At 67.7% G+C, this 14,970-nt stretch carries 17 protein-coding genes; 4 read left to right on the forward strand and 13 right to left on the reverse strand.

What is annotated here, in order from left to right:
- Positions 1-57: 57 nt before the first annotated feature.
- The 3 genes from nrfD to IPU70_RS09985 form a co-directional block, all read right to left on the reverse strand.
- Entirely contained in the window at positions 58-1,092 is a 1,035-nt protein-coding gene (gene nrfD / locus IPU70_RS09975; RefSeq protein ID WP_207466917.1) for an NrfD/PsrC family molybdoenzyme membrane anchor subunit, read from the reverse strand.
- Positions 1,093-1,111: 19 nt separating this feature from the next.
- The gene (gene dsrO / locus IPU70_RS09980) at positions 1,112-1,882 is read right to left on the reverse strand and encodes a sulfate reduction electron transfer complex DsrMKJOP subunit DsrO (protein ID WP_207466919.1); all 771 of its coding nucleotides are present in this window, start codon (positions 1,880-1,882) and stop codon (positions 1,112-1,114) included.
- 149 nt (positions 1,883-2,031) lie between these two features.
- Positions 2,032-2,571, reverse strand: coding sequence for a DNA-deoxyinosine glycosylase (locus IPU70_RS09985; RefSeq protein WP_207466921.1), 540 nt, complete (start codon positions 2,569-2,571; stop codon positions 2,032-2,034).
- A gap of 165 nt (positions 2,572-2,736) precedes the next feature.
- Between IPU70_RS09985 and IPU70_RS09990 the strand changes: the two genes are divergently transcribed.
- The gene (locus tag IPU70_RS09990; RefSeq protein ID WP_207466924.1) at positions 2,737-3,600 is read left to right on the forward strand and encodes a pirin family protein; all 864 of its coding nucleotides are present in this window, start codon (positions 2,737-2,739) and stop codon (positions 3,598-3,600) included.
- 47 nt (positions 3,601-3,647) lie between these two features.
- Here the strand turns inward: IPU70_RS09990 and IPU70_RS09995 are convergent, their stop codons facing one another.
- Together IPU70_RS09995 and IPU70_RS10000 are read right to left on the reverse strand one after the other, a co-directional pair.
- Positions 3,648-4,106, reverse strand: a complete 459-nt coding sequence (locus IPU70_RS09995) for a hypothetical protein (RefSeq protein ID WP_207466926.1) — start codon at positions 4,104-4,106, stop codon at positions 3,648-3,650.
- Entirely contained in the window at positions 4,096-4,563 is a 468-nt protein-coding gene (locus IPU70_RS10000; RefSeq protein WP_207466927.1) for a MarR family winged helix-turn-helix transcriptional regulator, read from the reverse strand. Before IPU70_RS10000 ends, IPU70_RS09995 begins: the two co-directional genes overlap by 11 nt.
- A 217-nt stretch (positions 4,564-4,780) precedes the next feature.
- On the opposite strand from IPU70_RS10000, the gene IPU70_RS10005 reads away from it, so the two are divergent.
- On the forward strand, positions 4,781-5,809 hold the full coding sequence (locus IPU70_RS10005) for an AraC family transcriptional regulator (protein ID WP_207466928.1): 1,029 nt from the start codon (positions 4,781-4,783) through the stop codon (positions 5,807-5,809).
- Positions 5,810-5,821: 12 nt separating this feature from the next.
- Here IPU70_RS10005 and IPU70_RS10010 read toward each other — a convergent pair whose 3' ends face one another.
- Complete coding sequence (locus tag IPU70_RS10010; protein WP_207466929.1) at positions 5,822-6,430, reverse strand: hypothetical protein; 609 nt, start codon at positions 6,428-6,430, stop codon at positions 5,822-5,824.
- A gap of 235 nt (positions 6,431-6,665) precedes the next feature.
- On the opposite strand from IPU70_RS10010, the gene IPU70_RS10015 reads away from it, so the two are divergent.
- Entirely contained in the window at positions 6,666-7,295 is a 630-nt protein-coding gene (locus IPU70_RS10015) for a hypothetical protein (protein WP_207466930.1), read from the forward strand.
- Positions 7,296-7,307: 12 nt separating this feature from the next.
- Here IPU70_RS10015 and IPU70_RS10020 read toward each other — a convergent pair whose 3' ends face one another.
- The 7 genes from IPU70_RS10020 to IPU70_RS10050 form a co-directional block, all read right to left on the reverse strand.
- Positions 7,308-7,625 carry a hypothetical protein gene (locus IPU70_RS10020; RefSeq protein ID WP_242702403.1) on the reverse strand — a complete coding sequence of 106 codons (318 nt, stop codon included), beginning with the start codon at positions 7,623-7,625 and terminating at the stop codon, positions 7,308-7,310.
- Between the two features lie 93 nt (positions 7,626-7,718).
- Positions 7,719-8,615 carry a transporter gene (locus IPU70_RS10025; RefSeq protein ID WP_207466932.1) on the reverse strand — a complete coding sequence of 299 codons (897 nt, stop codon included), beginning with the start codon at positions 8,613-8,615 and terminating at the stop codon, positions 7,719-7,721.
- Positions 8,612-10,222 (reverse strand): NAD(P)/FAD-dependent oxidoreductase, encoded by a 1,611-nt coding sequence (locus IPU70_RS10030; RefSeq protein WP_207466933.1) that lies wholly within the window; start codon positions 10,220-10,222, stop codon positions 8,612-8,614. The genes IPU70_RS10025 and IPU70_RS10030 overlap by 4 nt, the downstream gene beginning before the upstream one ends.
- Before the next feature lie 26 nt (positions 10,223-10,248).
- Complete coding sequence (locus tag IPU70_RS10035) at positions 10,249-10,776, reverse strand: flavin reductase family protein (RefSeq protein ID WP_207466935.1); 528 nt, start codon at positions 10,774-10,776, stop codon at positions 10,249-10,251.
- On the reverse strand, positions 10,773-12,014 hold the full coding sequence (locus IPU70_RS10040) for a styrene monooxygenase/indole monooxygenase family protein (RefSeq protein WP_207466937.1): 1,242 nt from the start codon (positions 12,012-12,014) through the stop codon (positions 10,773-10,775). Before IPU70_RS10040 ends, IPU70_RS10035 begins: the two co-directional genes overlap by 4 nt.
- 20 nt (positions 12,015-12,034) lie before the next feature.
- The gene (locus IPU70_RS10045) at positions 12,035-12,823 is read right to left on the reverse strand and encodes an SDR family oxidoreductase (RefSeq protein ID WP_207466939.1); all 789 of its coding nucleotides are present in this window, start codon (positions 12,821-12,823) and stop codon (positions 12,035-12,037) included.
- A gap of 183 nt (positions 12,824-13,006) precedes the next feature.
- Positions 13,007-13,927 (reverse strand): LysR family transcriptional regulator, encoded by a 921-nt coding sequence (locus tag IPU70_RS10050; RefSeq protein WP_207466941.1) that lies wholly within the window; start codon positions 13,925-13,927, stop codon positions 13,007-13,009.
- Positions 13,928-14,052: 125 nt separating this feature from the next.
- On the opposite strand from IPU70_RS10050, the gene IPU70_RS10055 reads away from it, so the two are divergent.
- Entirely contained in the window at positions 14,053-14,961 is a 909-nt protein-coding gene (locus IPU70_RS10055; protein ID WP_207466943.1) for an NAD(P)-dependent oxidoreductase, read from the forward strand.
- Positions 14,962-14,970 lie beyond the last annotated feature (9 nt).

Below are 14,970 nucleotides of genomic sequence, written 5' to 3' on the forward strand. Positions count from 1 at the left end.
TTCATTCCATGTTCTTTCGTCCAGGACCCGTTCACAGGCAGGTCCACGCGGCGGCGCTCAGGCCGCCAGGCCTCGCGCGCGCGCCGGGAACAGCTCCAGGGCGTAGGTCACGGCGGCGATCAGCGCCACGCACAGGCCCAGCACGCCCAGCATGCCCAGCAAGCCATCGCTGCCCCAGGGCATCTCGTACAGATAGAGTCCCGCGCCATACTTCGGCACGCCCTGCACGCTCATGAAGACCACCCAGCGGAAGATCCACGCGGCCGCCAGCATGGTCAGCGCCAACGCGGCCGAGGGCAGCGGCGCGGCCAAGGTGCGCGCGGGACGCTGCAGCAGCGCGACCATGCAGAAGCCGGTCGCCACCGCGCCCGCCAGGCTGACGCGCCAGATCGGGAACTCCGCGAACAGACGCAGCGCGGCGTCGAACGACGGGTCCAGGCCCAGCAGGCCCAGCAGCGTCCAGGCGCCGGCGCCCAGCGCCATCATCACCACCGCGGTCAGGCTGAGGCTGCGCAACAGCTCCACCGGCATGGCCTGCGTACCGCCGCGCAGCCAGCGACCCACCAGGAACATGGCGCCCAGCGCGCCCAGCCAGGCGGTCAGCGCAAAGTTCACCGGCAGGAACACCGTGTGCCACAAGGGCCGCGAGCGCAGCACCATGACTTCGGCGCCGGTGTAGACCAGGATGGACAGCGCCGACACCGCCAGCGCCATGCCCAGCACGCGTACCCAGCCGATGCGGCCCCACCACCAGGCAGCGCAGAACAGCAGCGCCAGGGTCACGAACACCGGCAGCAACAAGGCGCCCAGCCACATCCACGACCAGGGCGTGAAATGCGCGTAGAAATGCCAGAAGCGGCCCGGCTGGTGCAGGTCCGCCAGCAAGGACACGGGCGCGGCGATGGCGCTGACCAGCAGCACCGTCACCGCCGCGGGCAGCAGCCGGCGCGCGGGCGAGCCTGCGCTGCCGAAAGCCGCGAAGGCGGCGGTCAGCGCGGTGGTGGCGCTGATGCCGATGAGGAAGAAGTACTGCACGGCCCACGGCAGCCAGGCGGCGTCGTAGACCGGCGTCAACAATTCAGAGATCTGCATGCTCATCCCCTTCGATGGCTCAATGGCCGCCAGCCAGCCGCACGCCGGCCTGGCCGTCGACCTGATGGACGAACGCATCGGGCAGGCCGATGTAATAGACATGGGGATCGGTCTTCATCTCGGGCTTGAGCACCTTGATGTCCGCCTTGTGCTCGACCAACAGCTGGGAAATGGCGCTGTCGGGATCGTTCAGGTCGCCGATGACGCGCGCGCCACCCACGCAGCTTTCCACGCAGGCCGGCAGCAGCCCCGCCTCCAGGCGGTGCTCGCAGAAGGTGCATTTGTCGGCAGTCTGCGTTTCGTGGTTGATGAAGCGGGCGTCGTAGGGACAAGCCTGCACGCAATAGGCGCAGCCCACGCAGCGTTCGTTGTCGACCAGCACGATGCCGTCTTCGCGCTGGAAGGTCGCCTGCACCGGGCAGACCGGCACGCAAGGGGGGTTGTCGCAGTGGTTGCACAGGCGCGGCAGCATCACCATGGAGGCCGGGCCGCCAGAGTCGGGCAGGACTTCGTATTGCAGGACGGTGGTGCGGAACTGCCCTATCGGAGGCAGGTTCTCCATCGAACAGCTGACCGTACAGGACTGGCAGCCGATGCACTTGCGCATGTCGACCACCATGCCATAGCGCTTGCCGGCCATGCCAGGACGGCGCGGCGGCTGGCCGTTGATGCCCGTAGCGTCGGCGCGGATGGGAATGACGGTGGCCGCGGCCCCCAACCCCAGTAAGCCTTTTAGAAAGCCTCGTTTACCCGGGAGTGGCGGTTCCGGGGGGCTGGCGCGGGTACTCATGGTGCTTCTCCAAGCGTTAATTCCGTTACAGGAATTAACTTATCACTTGGAGTTATATAGAGGCTTGATAAGAATCAAAGCGGGGACGGATAAGAAGAAAATCAGGGACAGGCCAATACCGTCCGGGCTCGGCCCGGGTTCGCGAACCGTCAATCCTGGATCTTGAGCGCCCCGCTCCAGGCCGCCAGCTTGCGCTCGAACGACGCCGCCGCGTGCGCCGGGCTGGTCGACGGCAGGTCCACATATTCCAGCGGCAGGGCCAGCCCGGGCAGCACATGGCGGCGGTACAGCGCCGCGGCCTTGGCGCCGTTGAAACAGACCCGGACGATGGCCGGGTACCGTTCCAGGAATGCGGCGAAATCGTTGGCGACCAGAGTGTCGCCGCGGATGTCGGCGTCCAGGCTGCCGGGGCGTTCGCAGGCTTGCAGCACGTCCCACAGGGCGACGCCTGCGGCTTGCAGGGCATGCAGGCGCTGCGCGTAGTCCAGACCGGGATCGAAGCCGAAGACGCTGGCCGCGATGGGCCAGAAGGCGTTGCGGGGATGGGCGTAATAGCGGCCTTGCCTGAGCGACGCCACGCCCGGCATGGAGCCCAGCACCAGCACGCGCGCGCCGGGCGCGGCAACCGGGGCAAAGCCCTGGACCTGATCGTTGCACCCCGTCTGGGCCGTGGTCTCGCTGTGTTCCATTCCCGAAGGATACGCGAGCCGTCTACCTGCCGAGTTCCCGCCGTACCGTCCGATGAATGGAACAGTGCTTATCAATATAGGGGGCTACCGCCAGCAGCGTTGCGCCCTTATCTTCTTAACTATGACGAACGGCCCCGCTGGGGCCGCGCAACAGGAAATACGACCATGAAGAAGATTCTCGGATTGCATGCCAGCCCCCGTCCCCACTGGGTGGGCGACGGCTTCCCGGTGCGCTCCATGTTCTCCTATAACGACAAAGGCAAGAACACCAGCCCGTTCCTGCTGCTGGATTACGCCGGCCCGGCGCAGTTCGAGCCGGCCGAGCATCCGCGCGGCGTCGGGCAGCATCCGCACCGCGGCTTTGAAACCGTGACCATCGTCTACAGCGGCGAAGTCGAGCACCGCGATTCCACCGGCAACGGCGGCATCATCGGTCCCGGCGACGTGCAATGGATGACGGCGGCCTCGGGCATCCTGCACGAGGAATTCCATTCCCACGACTTCACCCGCAAGGGTGGAGAACTGGAAATGGTGCAGCTCTGGGTCAACCTGCCGGCCAAGGACAAGATGGCGCCGGCCGGCTACCAGGGCATCCTCAACGCGGACATCCCGGCGGTGGAATTGCCGGACGGTGCGGGCACGCTGCGTGTGATCGCGGGCAACTACGCGGGCCACGCGGGGCCGGCGCGCACCTTCACGCCGATGGACGTGTGGGACGTCAGGCTGGCCGCCGGCAAGTCGGCGACCTTCCCCGTCGCCGCGGGCCGCAACAGCATGCTGGTGGTGCTGCGCGGCACGGTGCTGGTCAACGGCGAAACCGTGGCGCGCGACGCGCAGCTGGCGCTGTTCTCACTGGAAGGCGAGGACATCACCGTCGAAGCCAACAACGACGCGATGTTCCTGGTGTTGAGCGGCGAGCCCATCGACGAGCCGGTGGTCGGCTACGGCCCCTTCGTGATGAACACGCAGGCGGAAATCGTCGAGGCCATCCAGGACTTCAACGCCGGACGCTACGGCAAGATGCACTGAGGCCACAGGGCCGGCTGCCATGCCGCCCCGCAACGCGGGGCGGCATGCTAAGCCAAGACCCGCCCCTGCGGGCCCCGCCGCAGGCGCCCAAGCCTGATGCCGTCGCGGATGTTCAAACCGATCAGCGCAAGATTGACGGCGCCCGCCGCCAACTCCAGCGCCTGCACCCCGTAAAACACCCCGTCGAACAGCCCTGCCTGCGCCCGCAGCGCCAGGAACAGCGCCGCGGGCACAAGAATCAACAATCCATTGGCCGCGATAAAGGGCATGCGCCTGCGCTTGGCAAGCAGCAACGGATGCCTGCCCTTGCCGCCCATCATGAAGCCGCTGGCGGCGGTAAGCATCATGAGCGGCACGAAGCCCAGCAAGGCATAGGCAATGGCCAGCTTGACCTGCGCCACCGCGGATGCGGCCAGGAACAGTTCGGACACCGCCGTCGATATCCAGAATGCCGCCAGAAACAGCAGCGTCAGCACGGCGGCCGTCGCGTGGATTCTATGTTTCATGATCTTGCTCCCCTGGCGCGGGAACGTGCGCGGCCAACAAGCCGGTCAGCACCCTCCCCGCCGTTTCCAGTTCGGCCGCGCTGAAACCGCCGGCCAGTTGCCGCGCGCGCTCCTTCCAGCGCGCGTCGATGGCGCCATACACGCGCCGGCCTTCGTCGGTCAGCCGATACAGCGGCGAACGCTTGTGCTGCGGATTGACGCGGACCTCCACCAGACGCGCTTCGGACAGCAGATTGAGCTGCTTCTGCGCGCCCTGGCGGGTCACGCCCATGGCGGCCGCAAGCTGCGGCGCGCTCAGGGGCTGGCCCGCCAGCGCCAGGGCGCCCAGCATCTGCCAGCGCGCGCTGGTCAGCGCCTCGGGCGCGACGAAGGCATCGCCCCAGTCGAGCAGCGCGCCGTTCAACTGGAACAAGGTCAGGATCACCCCGGTGAGCCGTTCTTCCTTGGTCGGATTCATGCGTGGTCTCCTTGGTAGTCCGTTATATTGACAACCAGTTTCCATTAATGGAAACCGGTTGTCAATATCAATTTGCCTTGGTTTTCTGCGCTCCGTGGACACCCGCCGCAAAAAGCGGATAGAACTCCCCGTCCCTGGACGGGTTTTCCACCAGTCCGCCCGGTCCGGCGCAGCTTTACTATCAAAGCCTTCAAGACCCCGGCAGTGGAGTCCCCCCATGCTCGACACGACACAGTCCGCCACCAGCACATCTTGGCCGCCGGCCGGACCGCGGATCGAGTCGGTCCTGGGCCTGCCGGCGCAGCAGCTGTTCGCCTCCGGCGATCTGGACGAAGCCCGCTCCATGGTCGGCCGCGTAATGCGTCCGCACCACCTGGGCGTGGTCGGCGCGCTGCAGCGCCTGGACGCGCGCATGCACCACCAGCCGCTGGGCGAAGTCTCGCTGAACCGCCTGCGCTACGGCGCCAACGTCGAAATCCGGCCCGGCCCGTTGGAAGACTTTTTCCTGGTGCAAATGCCGCTATCGGGCTGTGCCCGCATCAGCAGCGGCCCGCAGCAAGTAGATTCGACGCCCGATGTCGCCTCGGTCGTCAGCCCGGACGACGACCTGGCCATGCGCTGGGCCGAGGACAACGACCAGTTCATGCTGCGCGTGGGCCGCTCGCTGCTGGAACGCACCCTGGTGGGCCATCTGGGCTGTGCGCTGGACCGGCCACTGCGCTTCCAGCTGGGATTCCGCTGGCGCGAATGCGCGGCCTGGCGCTGCCTGATGAGCTATCTGCTGGACTGCTCCACGCAGCACGCGAACCTGGCCCAGCACAAACTCATCGTGCATCAGATGGAACAGCTGGTCGCCGCCACCCTGCTATCTGCCCAGCCCCACAACTACACCGGCGCGCTGCCGGGCCGCCGCGGCGCGGTACTGCCGCGCCACGTGCGCAGCGTTCAGGATTATCTGCAGGCGCACGCGCACGAATCCGTCAGCGCCGAACAGCTGGCGCGCATCGCCGGCGTCAGCGTGCGCAGCCTGTACGCGGGATTCAAGGAATTCCTGGGCGTGAGTCCCATGCACTACCTGCGCGACCTGCGCATGGAACGCGCGCATGCCGAGCTGGTCTCGGGTGAAAGCCGCAATATTGCCGGCGTGGCGCTGCGCTGGGGCTTCGCGCACATGGGACGCTTCAGCGCCGGCTACAAGGAACGCTACGGCGTAAGCCCCAGCCAGAGCCTGCGGCGGCGCGGCTGAGGCGGCGCCGCTTCAGGGCCTGGCTGGCGCAGCCGGCTTTGCCTTGGCAGAGGAATCCTGCGCCATGACCTCACGCGCAAGCTGATTGATCTTGGGAGCCGCTTTCATGGCGCCGTCCTTGTGCTGCGTCAGGAACTGACGCGCATAGTACCGCTCGAGTTCGCAGGGATTCGGATTCTTGCCCGTAAAACCCACGGAGGCCGCTATCAATTTGTCGGCATGCGCCTGCTCGGCCAGCACGCGCTTGCGCATCGCCTGGATTTTTTCCGCCGCGTCCTTGCGCCCTTCCTGGGAGTTCAGGCGCTGGGCGAGCTTGGCGCGCAGCGCAGCCGGGTCTGTCGGCGCGCGCGCCAGGTCCACGCCCAGGGTCGCTTGCGCCAGGGCCATGGCCACCAGCCCCTGCACCTCCGGCCCGTCGGCCGGGTACAGCTTGCAGGCGGCAATGAAACCCATGTGGGCGACGGCCCTGTCACCCAGCCACTCCTGGCCGCTGTCGCTACCCATCGCAAAACCCAACGAATTGCGCATCGGTTCCTGCACTTCAAAGCTGCTGCTCGTGTTCTGCGCCGCGGCAAGTCCGCTGCACAAGAAAAGCGCCAGCGCCGAAATTGTTCTTTTCATCGTGTTCCCCGTGAGCGCTCGCCGGCGCCGATATCTCCACGCCGGATGCTATTCCAGCATCAGCCAGAATGGTGAGCGAGGTCTCAAAACGCCCGCGAGAGCAGGCCTACAGTTGCATCCGAACAACGCCTGCTTTCCTCATCCGTTGGCCGCTATGGCATGGAAGGTGGATTTCCACGAAACTCGCGCAACAGGGGGCCCCGCAGGTCTGGCGCAGCCCAGGGAAGGACACTCGATGAAAACACTACAAAGCAGCCTTCTTCTTTGCGCGTCGTTGTCCATCGGGACGGCAGGCGCTTCGGACGATATCGACATGCAGGCGTTCGAGGCTTCGAGCCAGGCCTTGCGCTCGGCCGATGCGAAGGCCGAAGCCAGGCGCGCAGCCGTCGCCGCGCTTTCACCGCGCCTGCAGAAAATCCCGCTCGGCGAGCGGGCCGGCGCGCACATCGCCGCCGCCGGCGCTTGCGCCATCGACGTTCCCATCGACGACATCAATAAACTGTCATCGCTGGCCGTGGCGGAAGCGGTCCTTGGCAAGCCGCTTGCCCAAGTCCCCTATGAGTCCAAAGCAATTTTGAAAGCGACCACAGACGCAATCCGAACGCCGGAAGCGGTCGCGGCGGCAACCAAGCGCCAGCAGCGACTGCAAAAATTGGCTCAGGCCGAGCGCGACTGGGTTTCCCGAGTACGGGTCGCGGTAAAAAAGATCAATCCCAAAGGCGAACCCAGCGACTGCCGGTATCTGCGTGGACAGATCGAGGACCTGCTGGACAATGCGGACCGCGACAACTCCCTCAACAAGGCCGAGCTGGTTCTATTTGCCGTCCAGGAGCTTCAAGGCCAAGGCAAGCCGTCGTCCCGCTGAGCGGCCCCGCGCCTAGGGCTGTTCGACCCAGGGCGCCGCGGCCTCGGCCCGGCTCCAGAGACGCCAGCCGTGCCGGTAGGCATGCTGCAGATAAGGCCCGCGCAAGATGCGCGGCTGGCTATCGGTGGCCTGTTCCGTGCCCAGCAGATGCAGGACCTGGGTCCAGTCTGCCAGTTCGCCACGGGCGCCGCGCAATGCCGCATCCGCGAGCTGGCCGGCCTGCTCCACCGACCCGGCCCGCACCAGAAAGCAGGTATCCGCCCCGTTCGGGCCGCCGGTGTAGGGGTCTTCGGATTCGTTGCCCCAGCGTATCGCTTCGTACAGATTCATGTCCCTGCCCCGTCCAATCGACAGCGGAACGATACCAGCAGACACGCCCCGCAAAGTGGCGGCGGGCAGGGCCTGCCCGGAGGAACGCCCGACCTAGAACGGAATCCCCAGCTTCACATACAGCTGCGCGCCTTCGGGCCGGTTCTTGACCTTGAAGTCCTGCTGCCACTTCGCCGTGAACAGCCAGCCTTTTTCATTCATGTAGCGTACCGAAGGGCCGAAGCCGAAAGCCCGGGCGCGGCCGGCGGCGCTGTTGGGGCCGCTGTCGTCGGTGACCTGCTGGAAGGCGTAGCCGCCCACCCCCAGCACCCAGCCCTTGCCCACGCCCCAGCCCAGCGCATAATCGGCGTGCAGCGCCTGGCCCGAACGCGTATCGGTGGCGGAGTTGGTGAAGTTGAAGTCGTACATGACTTTCAGGTCGGCATTGAAGCCGTCCGGACTGATGCGGCTCAGCGCGAACACTGGCTGCGCGGTCCAGTAGTTCTTGCCCAGGCTGGACGGGTCCTTGCGATCGTATTCGCCGGTGGGCGCGTACATGTCCAGCCCGACCACGTAGTGCAGGCTTTCGGACGGGTGATAGCCCAGCGCCACGCCCAGCGTCATGTCGCCCAGCCCGGTGCTGCGGTTGCGCTGGCCGGCAGCCTTGGCGGTCACGTCCAGCAACGGCGCGATGGCGTGAAAAGCCAGCTGTCCGCCCATGACCTGCTGCTGCGTGACCCAGATCAGGCGCGGCGCCAGCACGTTGACGTCGACCTTGAAACCAGGCACCGGCACACGCTCGCCGTCGTTGCCGCGCAGCGTGTCGTAGCGCGCGCCGCCGGCGTAGACCAGCATGTGCACGCCGGGTGGCGGCAGCGCGCCCGACATGAAGTTCTCCAGGCCGTCCGGGTAGATGCCCAGGCCGCCGCCCTCGGTGGCCTGGGCCCCCGCGCTGGCCAACGCCAATGCCGTGGCGCTGGCCAGCCGCCGGAGTTTCAGGTGTCCGCTCATGTTCCCCTCCTGCCTAGTTGTTGTGCGACGAGATAGCCGGAGCCGCCGCCCAGGCCGGGACCCGGGTGGGTGGCAGCGCCGATGTGAAAGAGATTGCGCAGCGGCGTGCGGTGGCCGCGCGCGCCATGGCCGCCGGCAAAGGGCCGCAGCCAGAAGAACTGGTCGGGCGAACACACGCCCGAATAGGGATCGCCCCCGACCAGGTTGCAGTTCAGGCCTTCCAGGTCCGCCGGCGAGTAGGCGCGGCGGCCGACGACGCGACGCGCCAATCCCGGCATCACTCGCTCCATGCGCGCCTGCACCCGGTCGGCCATCGCCTCGCGCACCGCCTCGTTCCAGCGGCCGTCGGCGGGCGCCGCGATCTCGCCCGCGGCGTCGCCCTTGATCCGCGCCGGCAGTTCCTGCATCTGCACCCACAGGATCCAACCGCCTGGCGGCGCGCGCGTGGCATCGACCGCGACCGGCTGGCCGATGGCCAGTGTGGGACGCGCCGGCAACAAGCCGTTGTTCGCCTCGGTGACCGAGGCGCAGACCTGCTCCATGCTCTCGGTCAGATGCACCAGCGGCACATGGCGCAGCTCCGGCGTGAGCCAGTCCGGCGGCGCGTCCAGCGCGAAATGGATCTGCATGCCGCCGCGGCCGTAGCGGTAATTGGCGGCGCGTTCGCGCACGGCAGGCGGCGCATCGGGCAGCAACTGCCCGTACAACTGGCCCGGCGCCACGTTGCAGACCACCGCCTCGGTGGCGCGGTACTCGCGTCCCGTCGCCACCACGCCCACGGCCCGGCGGCGCCTGCCCTCGCCGCGCGTGACGATGCGTTCGACGTGCGCGCTGGTCTGCAAACGGCCGCCGTGCCGTTCGATGACGGCAGCCAGCGCATCCACCACGCCACTGCCGCCGCCCTTGACCACCGGCATGCCGCCGGCCACTACCGCGGCGAAGGTCAGCTTGCCGATCAGCGCGGAACAAGCGCCGTCCGGACCCAGCCCGGTATGCAGCACCCAGGGCGCAATCAGGGCGCGCGCGGCATCCGACTGCAGCGCGCGCTCGGACCAGCGGCGAAAGCTCTCCATCGAATCGGCGGCGAAGGCGGCCAGGCCGTCCATGCCGCGCTTGCGCCATTCGCCGAACAGCAGCTTGAGCATGCCGGCGCCGTAGGGGTTCTGGCCCAGCAGGCCGAAAGTCAGCGCGGCGTCCGCGCCGAACAGGCGCTGGGCCATGGCGGCGAAGGCCGCGCCGTCGCCGGGCGCCCAGGCGTCCAGCCGCCGCGCGCTGTCCGCCACGTCCTGCTTGAGCGCCAAGCCCGAACCGTCCGGCAACACCAGCCCGGTGGCGTACTCACCCTGCATGAATTCCAGTCCGGCCTCGCGCAACGCCGGCTTGAGCGCCGCATAGGCGGGGCTGCCCATGAACAGCGGATACCAGCAGGACAGCACGTCGTGGCGATAGCCGGGGAACAGTTCCTCGGTGCGGATGCAGCCGCCCAGCCTGTCGTTGCGTTCCAACACGAGCACCGACTTGCCGCGCTGCGCCAGCAAGGCCGCGCAGACCAGCGAGTTCATGCCGCTGCCGACGATGATGACCTGCGCCTCGGACTCCAAGGACATGATGCGCTCCAATGAGTAGTAGGCCGCTACGCGGCGGTCAGCGCGGTGAAGCGCCCGGCATGGAACACCAGCGGGGTGGCCGCCACGCTGGCCACGCGCAGCACCCTGCCGAACAGCAGCAGATGGTCGCCCGCGGGGCTTTGCTGGTCGTTGGCGCAGACCAGCGTGGCGACGGCCCCCGCGATGGCGGGCACGCCTTCTGGCACGTCGTGCACCGGCGCGCCCGCGAACTTGTCCGGTACCGAGGAGCTGGCGAAACGCATGGCCAGTTCTTCCTGGCCGCAGGCCAGCACGCTGATGGTGAAGTGGCTGCAATCGCGGAACGCCGCCAGGTTGGGCGAATGGTTCACCAGGCTCCACAACACCAGCGGCGGATCCAGCGACAGCGAGGCGAAGGAATTGATGGTGAGGCCCACCTGGCGGCCGTCCGGACAGCGTGTGGCGACGATGGCCACGCCCGTCGGATAGCTGCCCAGCACGCCGCGCAGGACCTTGGGATGCAGATCGGTGCAGCCCCAGTCCAGAGGCAGGCCCGCTGCGCAGCCCGTCGTCATGCCGCCGCCCGTGCCGGTTGCGCCGCGATGAAGGCCTCGCAGGCCGTGGCGTCGCCCCACCAGGGGTACAGCGACGGCGGATGGTTGAAGCCGTTGGCGATGGCGCTGGCGATCGCAGGCGTGTGATCCGCGGCCTGCAACAGCTTGAGCAGGTGCGGCGCCGGCGGCAGCAGCATGGAGTTGGTCCATTCCACCACCGCGCCGCCGTAGTCCCAGAAGCGCTCGAAGGTGCGCTGCATCCATTCGGCCGTAAAGCTCGCATCGCCATGCGCCAGGATCGCGTCCAGGTAGACGGCGCAGGCCTTGGTGGCGTTGTTCGAGCCCTGCCCCGTGATCGGGTCGTTGGTCACCACCGCGTCGCCCAGGCCGAACACCAGCCGGCCCGACGGCAGGGTCAGCACCGGCTTGCGCACCGTGGGCGCGAAACTGCCGGCCAGGATGCCGTTGGCGTCGGTCAGTTCCACCGAGCCGCAACGGTCGGCCTCCCAGGGCAGGTAGGTGTGCAGGATGTGCAGGCTTTGCGCCAGGTGCTCTTGCGGCGACTTGATGTCGCGCCAGCAATCCATCGGACCGCCGGGCACGCCTTCGAACACCATGATCTCGCAGGGGCCGCTGGCGGTCAGCGCCGGGAACACGAAGTACTCGCCCACGCCCGGAATCAGATTGAAGGCGACCCGCGAATGATCCGGCGCGGGGCGCATGCCGTGCACGTAGGTCAGCGCCAGCGCGCGCTGCGGCCGGTCGAAGCGCGAGCGCAGCGCGTCGCGCTCGAACAGCTTGACCACTTCACCCTTGCCGGCGGCCAACAGCACCAGGTCGTGCGAGGCCGCCAGCAATTCCAGCTCGGCCACGCCGCCGTCCTGGATCAGCAGCCTGCCGCCGCGCGCGGCGAACAGTTCCATCCAGGCCGGCATCTTGATGCGCTGGTCCACCGCCTGCGCCGGCCGGTCCAGGCGCGCAACCCAATCGATCAGCTTGTGACCGGGCCGTTCCGGATGCGGCAGCGCCAGGCCGATGCCGTCCACCGTAGGGCATTCGGCTTCCCACTGGTTCAGGCCCAGGTCGCGCTCGACTTGCAGCGAGGCATCGAACATGCACTGGCTGGACATCACTTTGCCGTGACGGATATGGTCCGGCTCGCGGTTGGTGACCACGGTCACCTCATAGCCTTTGTCCAGCAGTCCCAGCGCCAGGGGCAAGCCCGCCTGTCCGCCACCCACGATTGCGATTCGACGCATGATTGCTCTCCTTTGTATGTCTAGGCGGCCAGGCGCGGAATCGCGGGCTTGGCCTGTTCGGGACCCATGGCCGAGTAGCCGCCATCCACCGCGTAATCGGCGCCGGTGACGAAACTGGCATGGTCTGAAAGCAGGAAGGCGACCACCTCGGCCACTTCGGCCGGATCGCCGGCGCGTCCCAGCAGGTGGTAGTCCGCGGCCACGCGGTCGGTCTTGGCGCGGTCGCCCTGCGTCAGCTCGTCCATCACGCGCGACCAGGTCCAGCCCGGCGACACGGAGTTGACGCGTATGCCGTCGGCGGCATAGTCCATCGCCATGTTGCGGGTCACTTGCAGCAGCGCCGCCTTGGAAACCGGATACAGCCAGCGGCCGGTCTGCGCCACGCGCGACGAGATACTGGTGAAATTGACGATGGCCCCGCCGCCGGCCGCGCGCAGATGAGGATGGACCGCGCGCGCGGCCATCACGGCGCTGACCAGGTTGACGTCCAGCGCGCGCAGCCAGTCGGCGCGACCCGATGCGGCGCCATCGTCCAGGTAGGTGGCCGCCAGATTGACCAGGAAATCGATGCGGCCGAAATGCGCAGCCGCGTCGGCCACGCCGCGCCCCAGCTGCGCATCATCCGCGATGTCCACCGGCCAGAAGCGCGTGCCGGCCGGATCGGCGGCGGCCACGCGTTCGCCGCCGGCGGCATCGATGTCGAACAGCGCCACGCGCACACCCTTGGCCCGCAGCGCCGCAACCACGCCCGCGCCGATCAGCGTGGCGCCGCCGGTCACGATGGCCACCTTGTTGTCCAGACCCTTCATCGCATCACCTCACCGTTAGCTGATTGAGTGAGGCGAATACTGGCGCCGCGCGCCGGGGCCGCGTTAGCCGGATCCGGCCGACGCTATCCGCAAACTGCGTTTATTCGGGGGAAAGTTGCGCCAGGTCCAATGGGCGTGTCCGGAAACTGCAGCGCCTGTCCGTTGCGTGCGGACGCGGCGGGACTATGGCGCCGGCCGGGCGCGGCCGGTCTTGCGCGAGGTCCGCGCATGTTCCTTGATCAGGCGCACGAAGCGCTGCACCTGGCGGCTGGGGCGGTCGAAGCGCGAACGCACCAGGCTCAGCGACAACGGTATCGACTCGCGCAGCGGCCGCGTCACCACGCCGGGCCAGCCCTGCTGCCCGACCGAGAACTCATCGACGATGGCCACGCCCGCGCCCACCCGCACCAGCGCGCAGGCCAGTTCGGCGCGCACGATTTCCACTGCCGGATTCCAGCTGACACCGGCGCGCTGGAAGGCCGCGGCCACCAGTTGCCCGAACGGGATGTTGCGGTTGTAGAGGATCAGCCTGCACTCGGCCAGTTCGGCCAGGCTCACCGCCCGCTGCGAGGCCAGGGGATGGCCTTGCGGCAGGATGCAGACCATCTCGCCGGTGGCCAACGGCTCCACCACCAGGTTGGGATGATCGATGGGCAGCACGGACACCGCCAGTTCCGCCTTGCGCCCCAGCAGTTCGTGCGCCATGTCGGACAGCAGCGTGGTGTGAAACTTGAGCCTGACCTTGGGGTAGAGCTCCAGGTACTGCGCGATCACGGGCGGCACGAAGTTCAGCGCCAGGCTGGGGCTGGAACACAGGGTCAACGCGCCCTCGGGCCGTTCGGCCAGGTCGCGCGCCAGTTCATCGATGCGCAGGGCCTCGTCGAACAACGGGCCCACCTCCTCGAACAGGCGCTGCGCTTCCGGGGTGGGCGTGAGCTTGCCCTTGTCGCGTTCGAAGAGCGGCAGGCCCAGGCTCTGCTCGGTGTGGGCGATGAGGCGGCTGATGGCCGGCTGCGACACGAACAGCAGCTTGGCCGCGCCGTTCATGGAACCGGTCAGCATCACCGCCCGGAACACTTCCATCTGCCTGAGCTTGAAACGCATGGCTGATCCGATAATCGTTTGTTATAACCCCTGGCCAACTTAGCATAAGCGCTGCTATCACGCATTCATTAGCATTCCAGATGGCTCCTGGCACGTAATCCGGGGCGATTCGATAAAGGGAATGCATGACACTGACAGTAGGATTCGTGGGCCTGGGCATGATGGGCCTGCCCATGCTGGAAAACCTCGCCGGCGGCGAAGAAGTCTTCAACATCCTGGCGTATGACCGCGACCCCGCGCGCCTGGAGCGCCTGGCCGGGCATCCCGCATGGAACCGGACGCTCAAGCCGGCCGCCAGCCTGCAAGCCCTGGCCGCTTGCGACGTGGTCATCACCATGCTGCCCGACAGCGCCATCACCAATGCGGTCATCGAAGGCGAGCACGGACTGGCGGACGCGATGCGTCCCGGCTCCGTGCTGCTGGACATGGGCTCATCCAATCCGGCCGAAACGCTGCGGCTGGCGCCGCGGCTGCGCGAGGCCGGCATCACGCTGATCGACGCGCCCGTGTCGGGCGCGGTGGCCAAGGCCGCCGCCGGCACGCTGGCCATCATGGTGGGCGCCGACGCGGACGGACTGGAACGCGTTCGTCCGCTGCTCTCGCGCATGGGCGCTTCGCTCATCCACACCGGGGCGGTGGGCTCCGCGCACGCCATGAAGGCGCTAAACAATTATGTCTATGCGGCCGGCCTGCTGGCGGCCAGCGAGGCGCTGCTGATCGCGCAAGGCATGGGCCTGGACCTGGAGGTGTTCACCGACGTGCTCAACGCCTCCAGCGGCCGCAACGTCGCCACCGAAACCAAACTGCGCCAGTTCATCGTGCCCGGCACCTACAACGGCGGCTTCGCCCTGGCCTTGATGGCCAAGGACCTGCGCACCGCCGACGCGCTGCAGGCGCTGGCCGGCGTTCCGGCCACGCAACTGTCGCTGTGCACGGAACTGTGGCAGCGCGCGCTGGCGGACATGCCCGCTGGCGTGGACAACACCCAGATCCACCGCTACCTGGAACGCCTGCAAGCCCGCGCGCCGGCCTGATCCCGCGCC

Source organism: Achromobacter sp. SD115 (assembly GCF_017355315.1).
Classification (GTDB): Bacteria; Pseudomonadota; Gammaproteobacteria; order Burkholderiales; family Burkholderiaceae_B; genus Achromobacter; species Achromobacter xylosoxidans_B.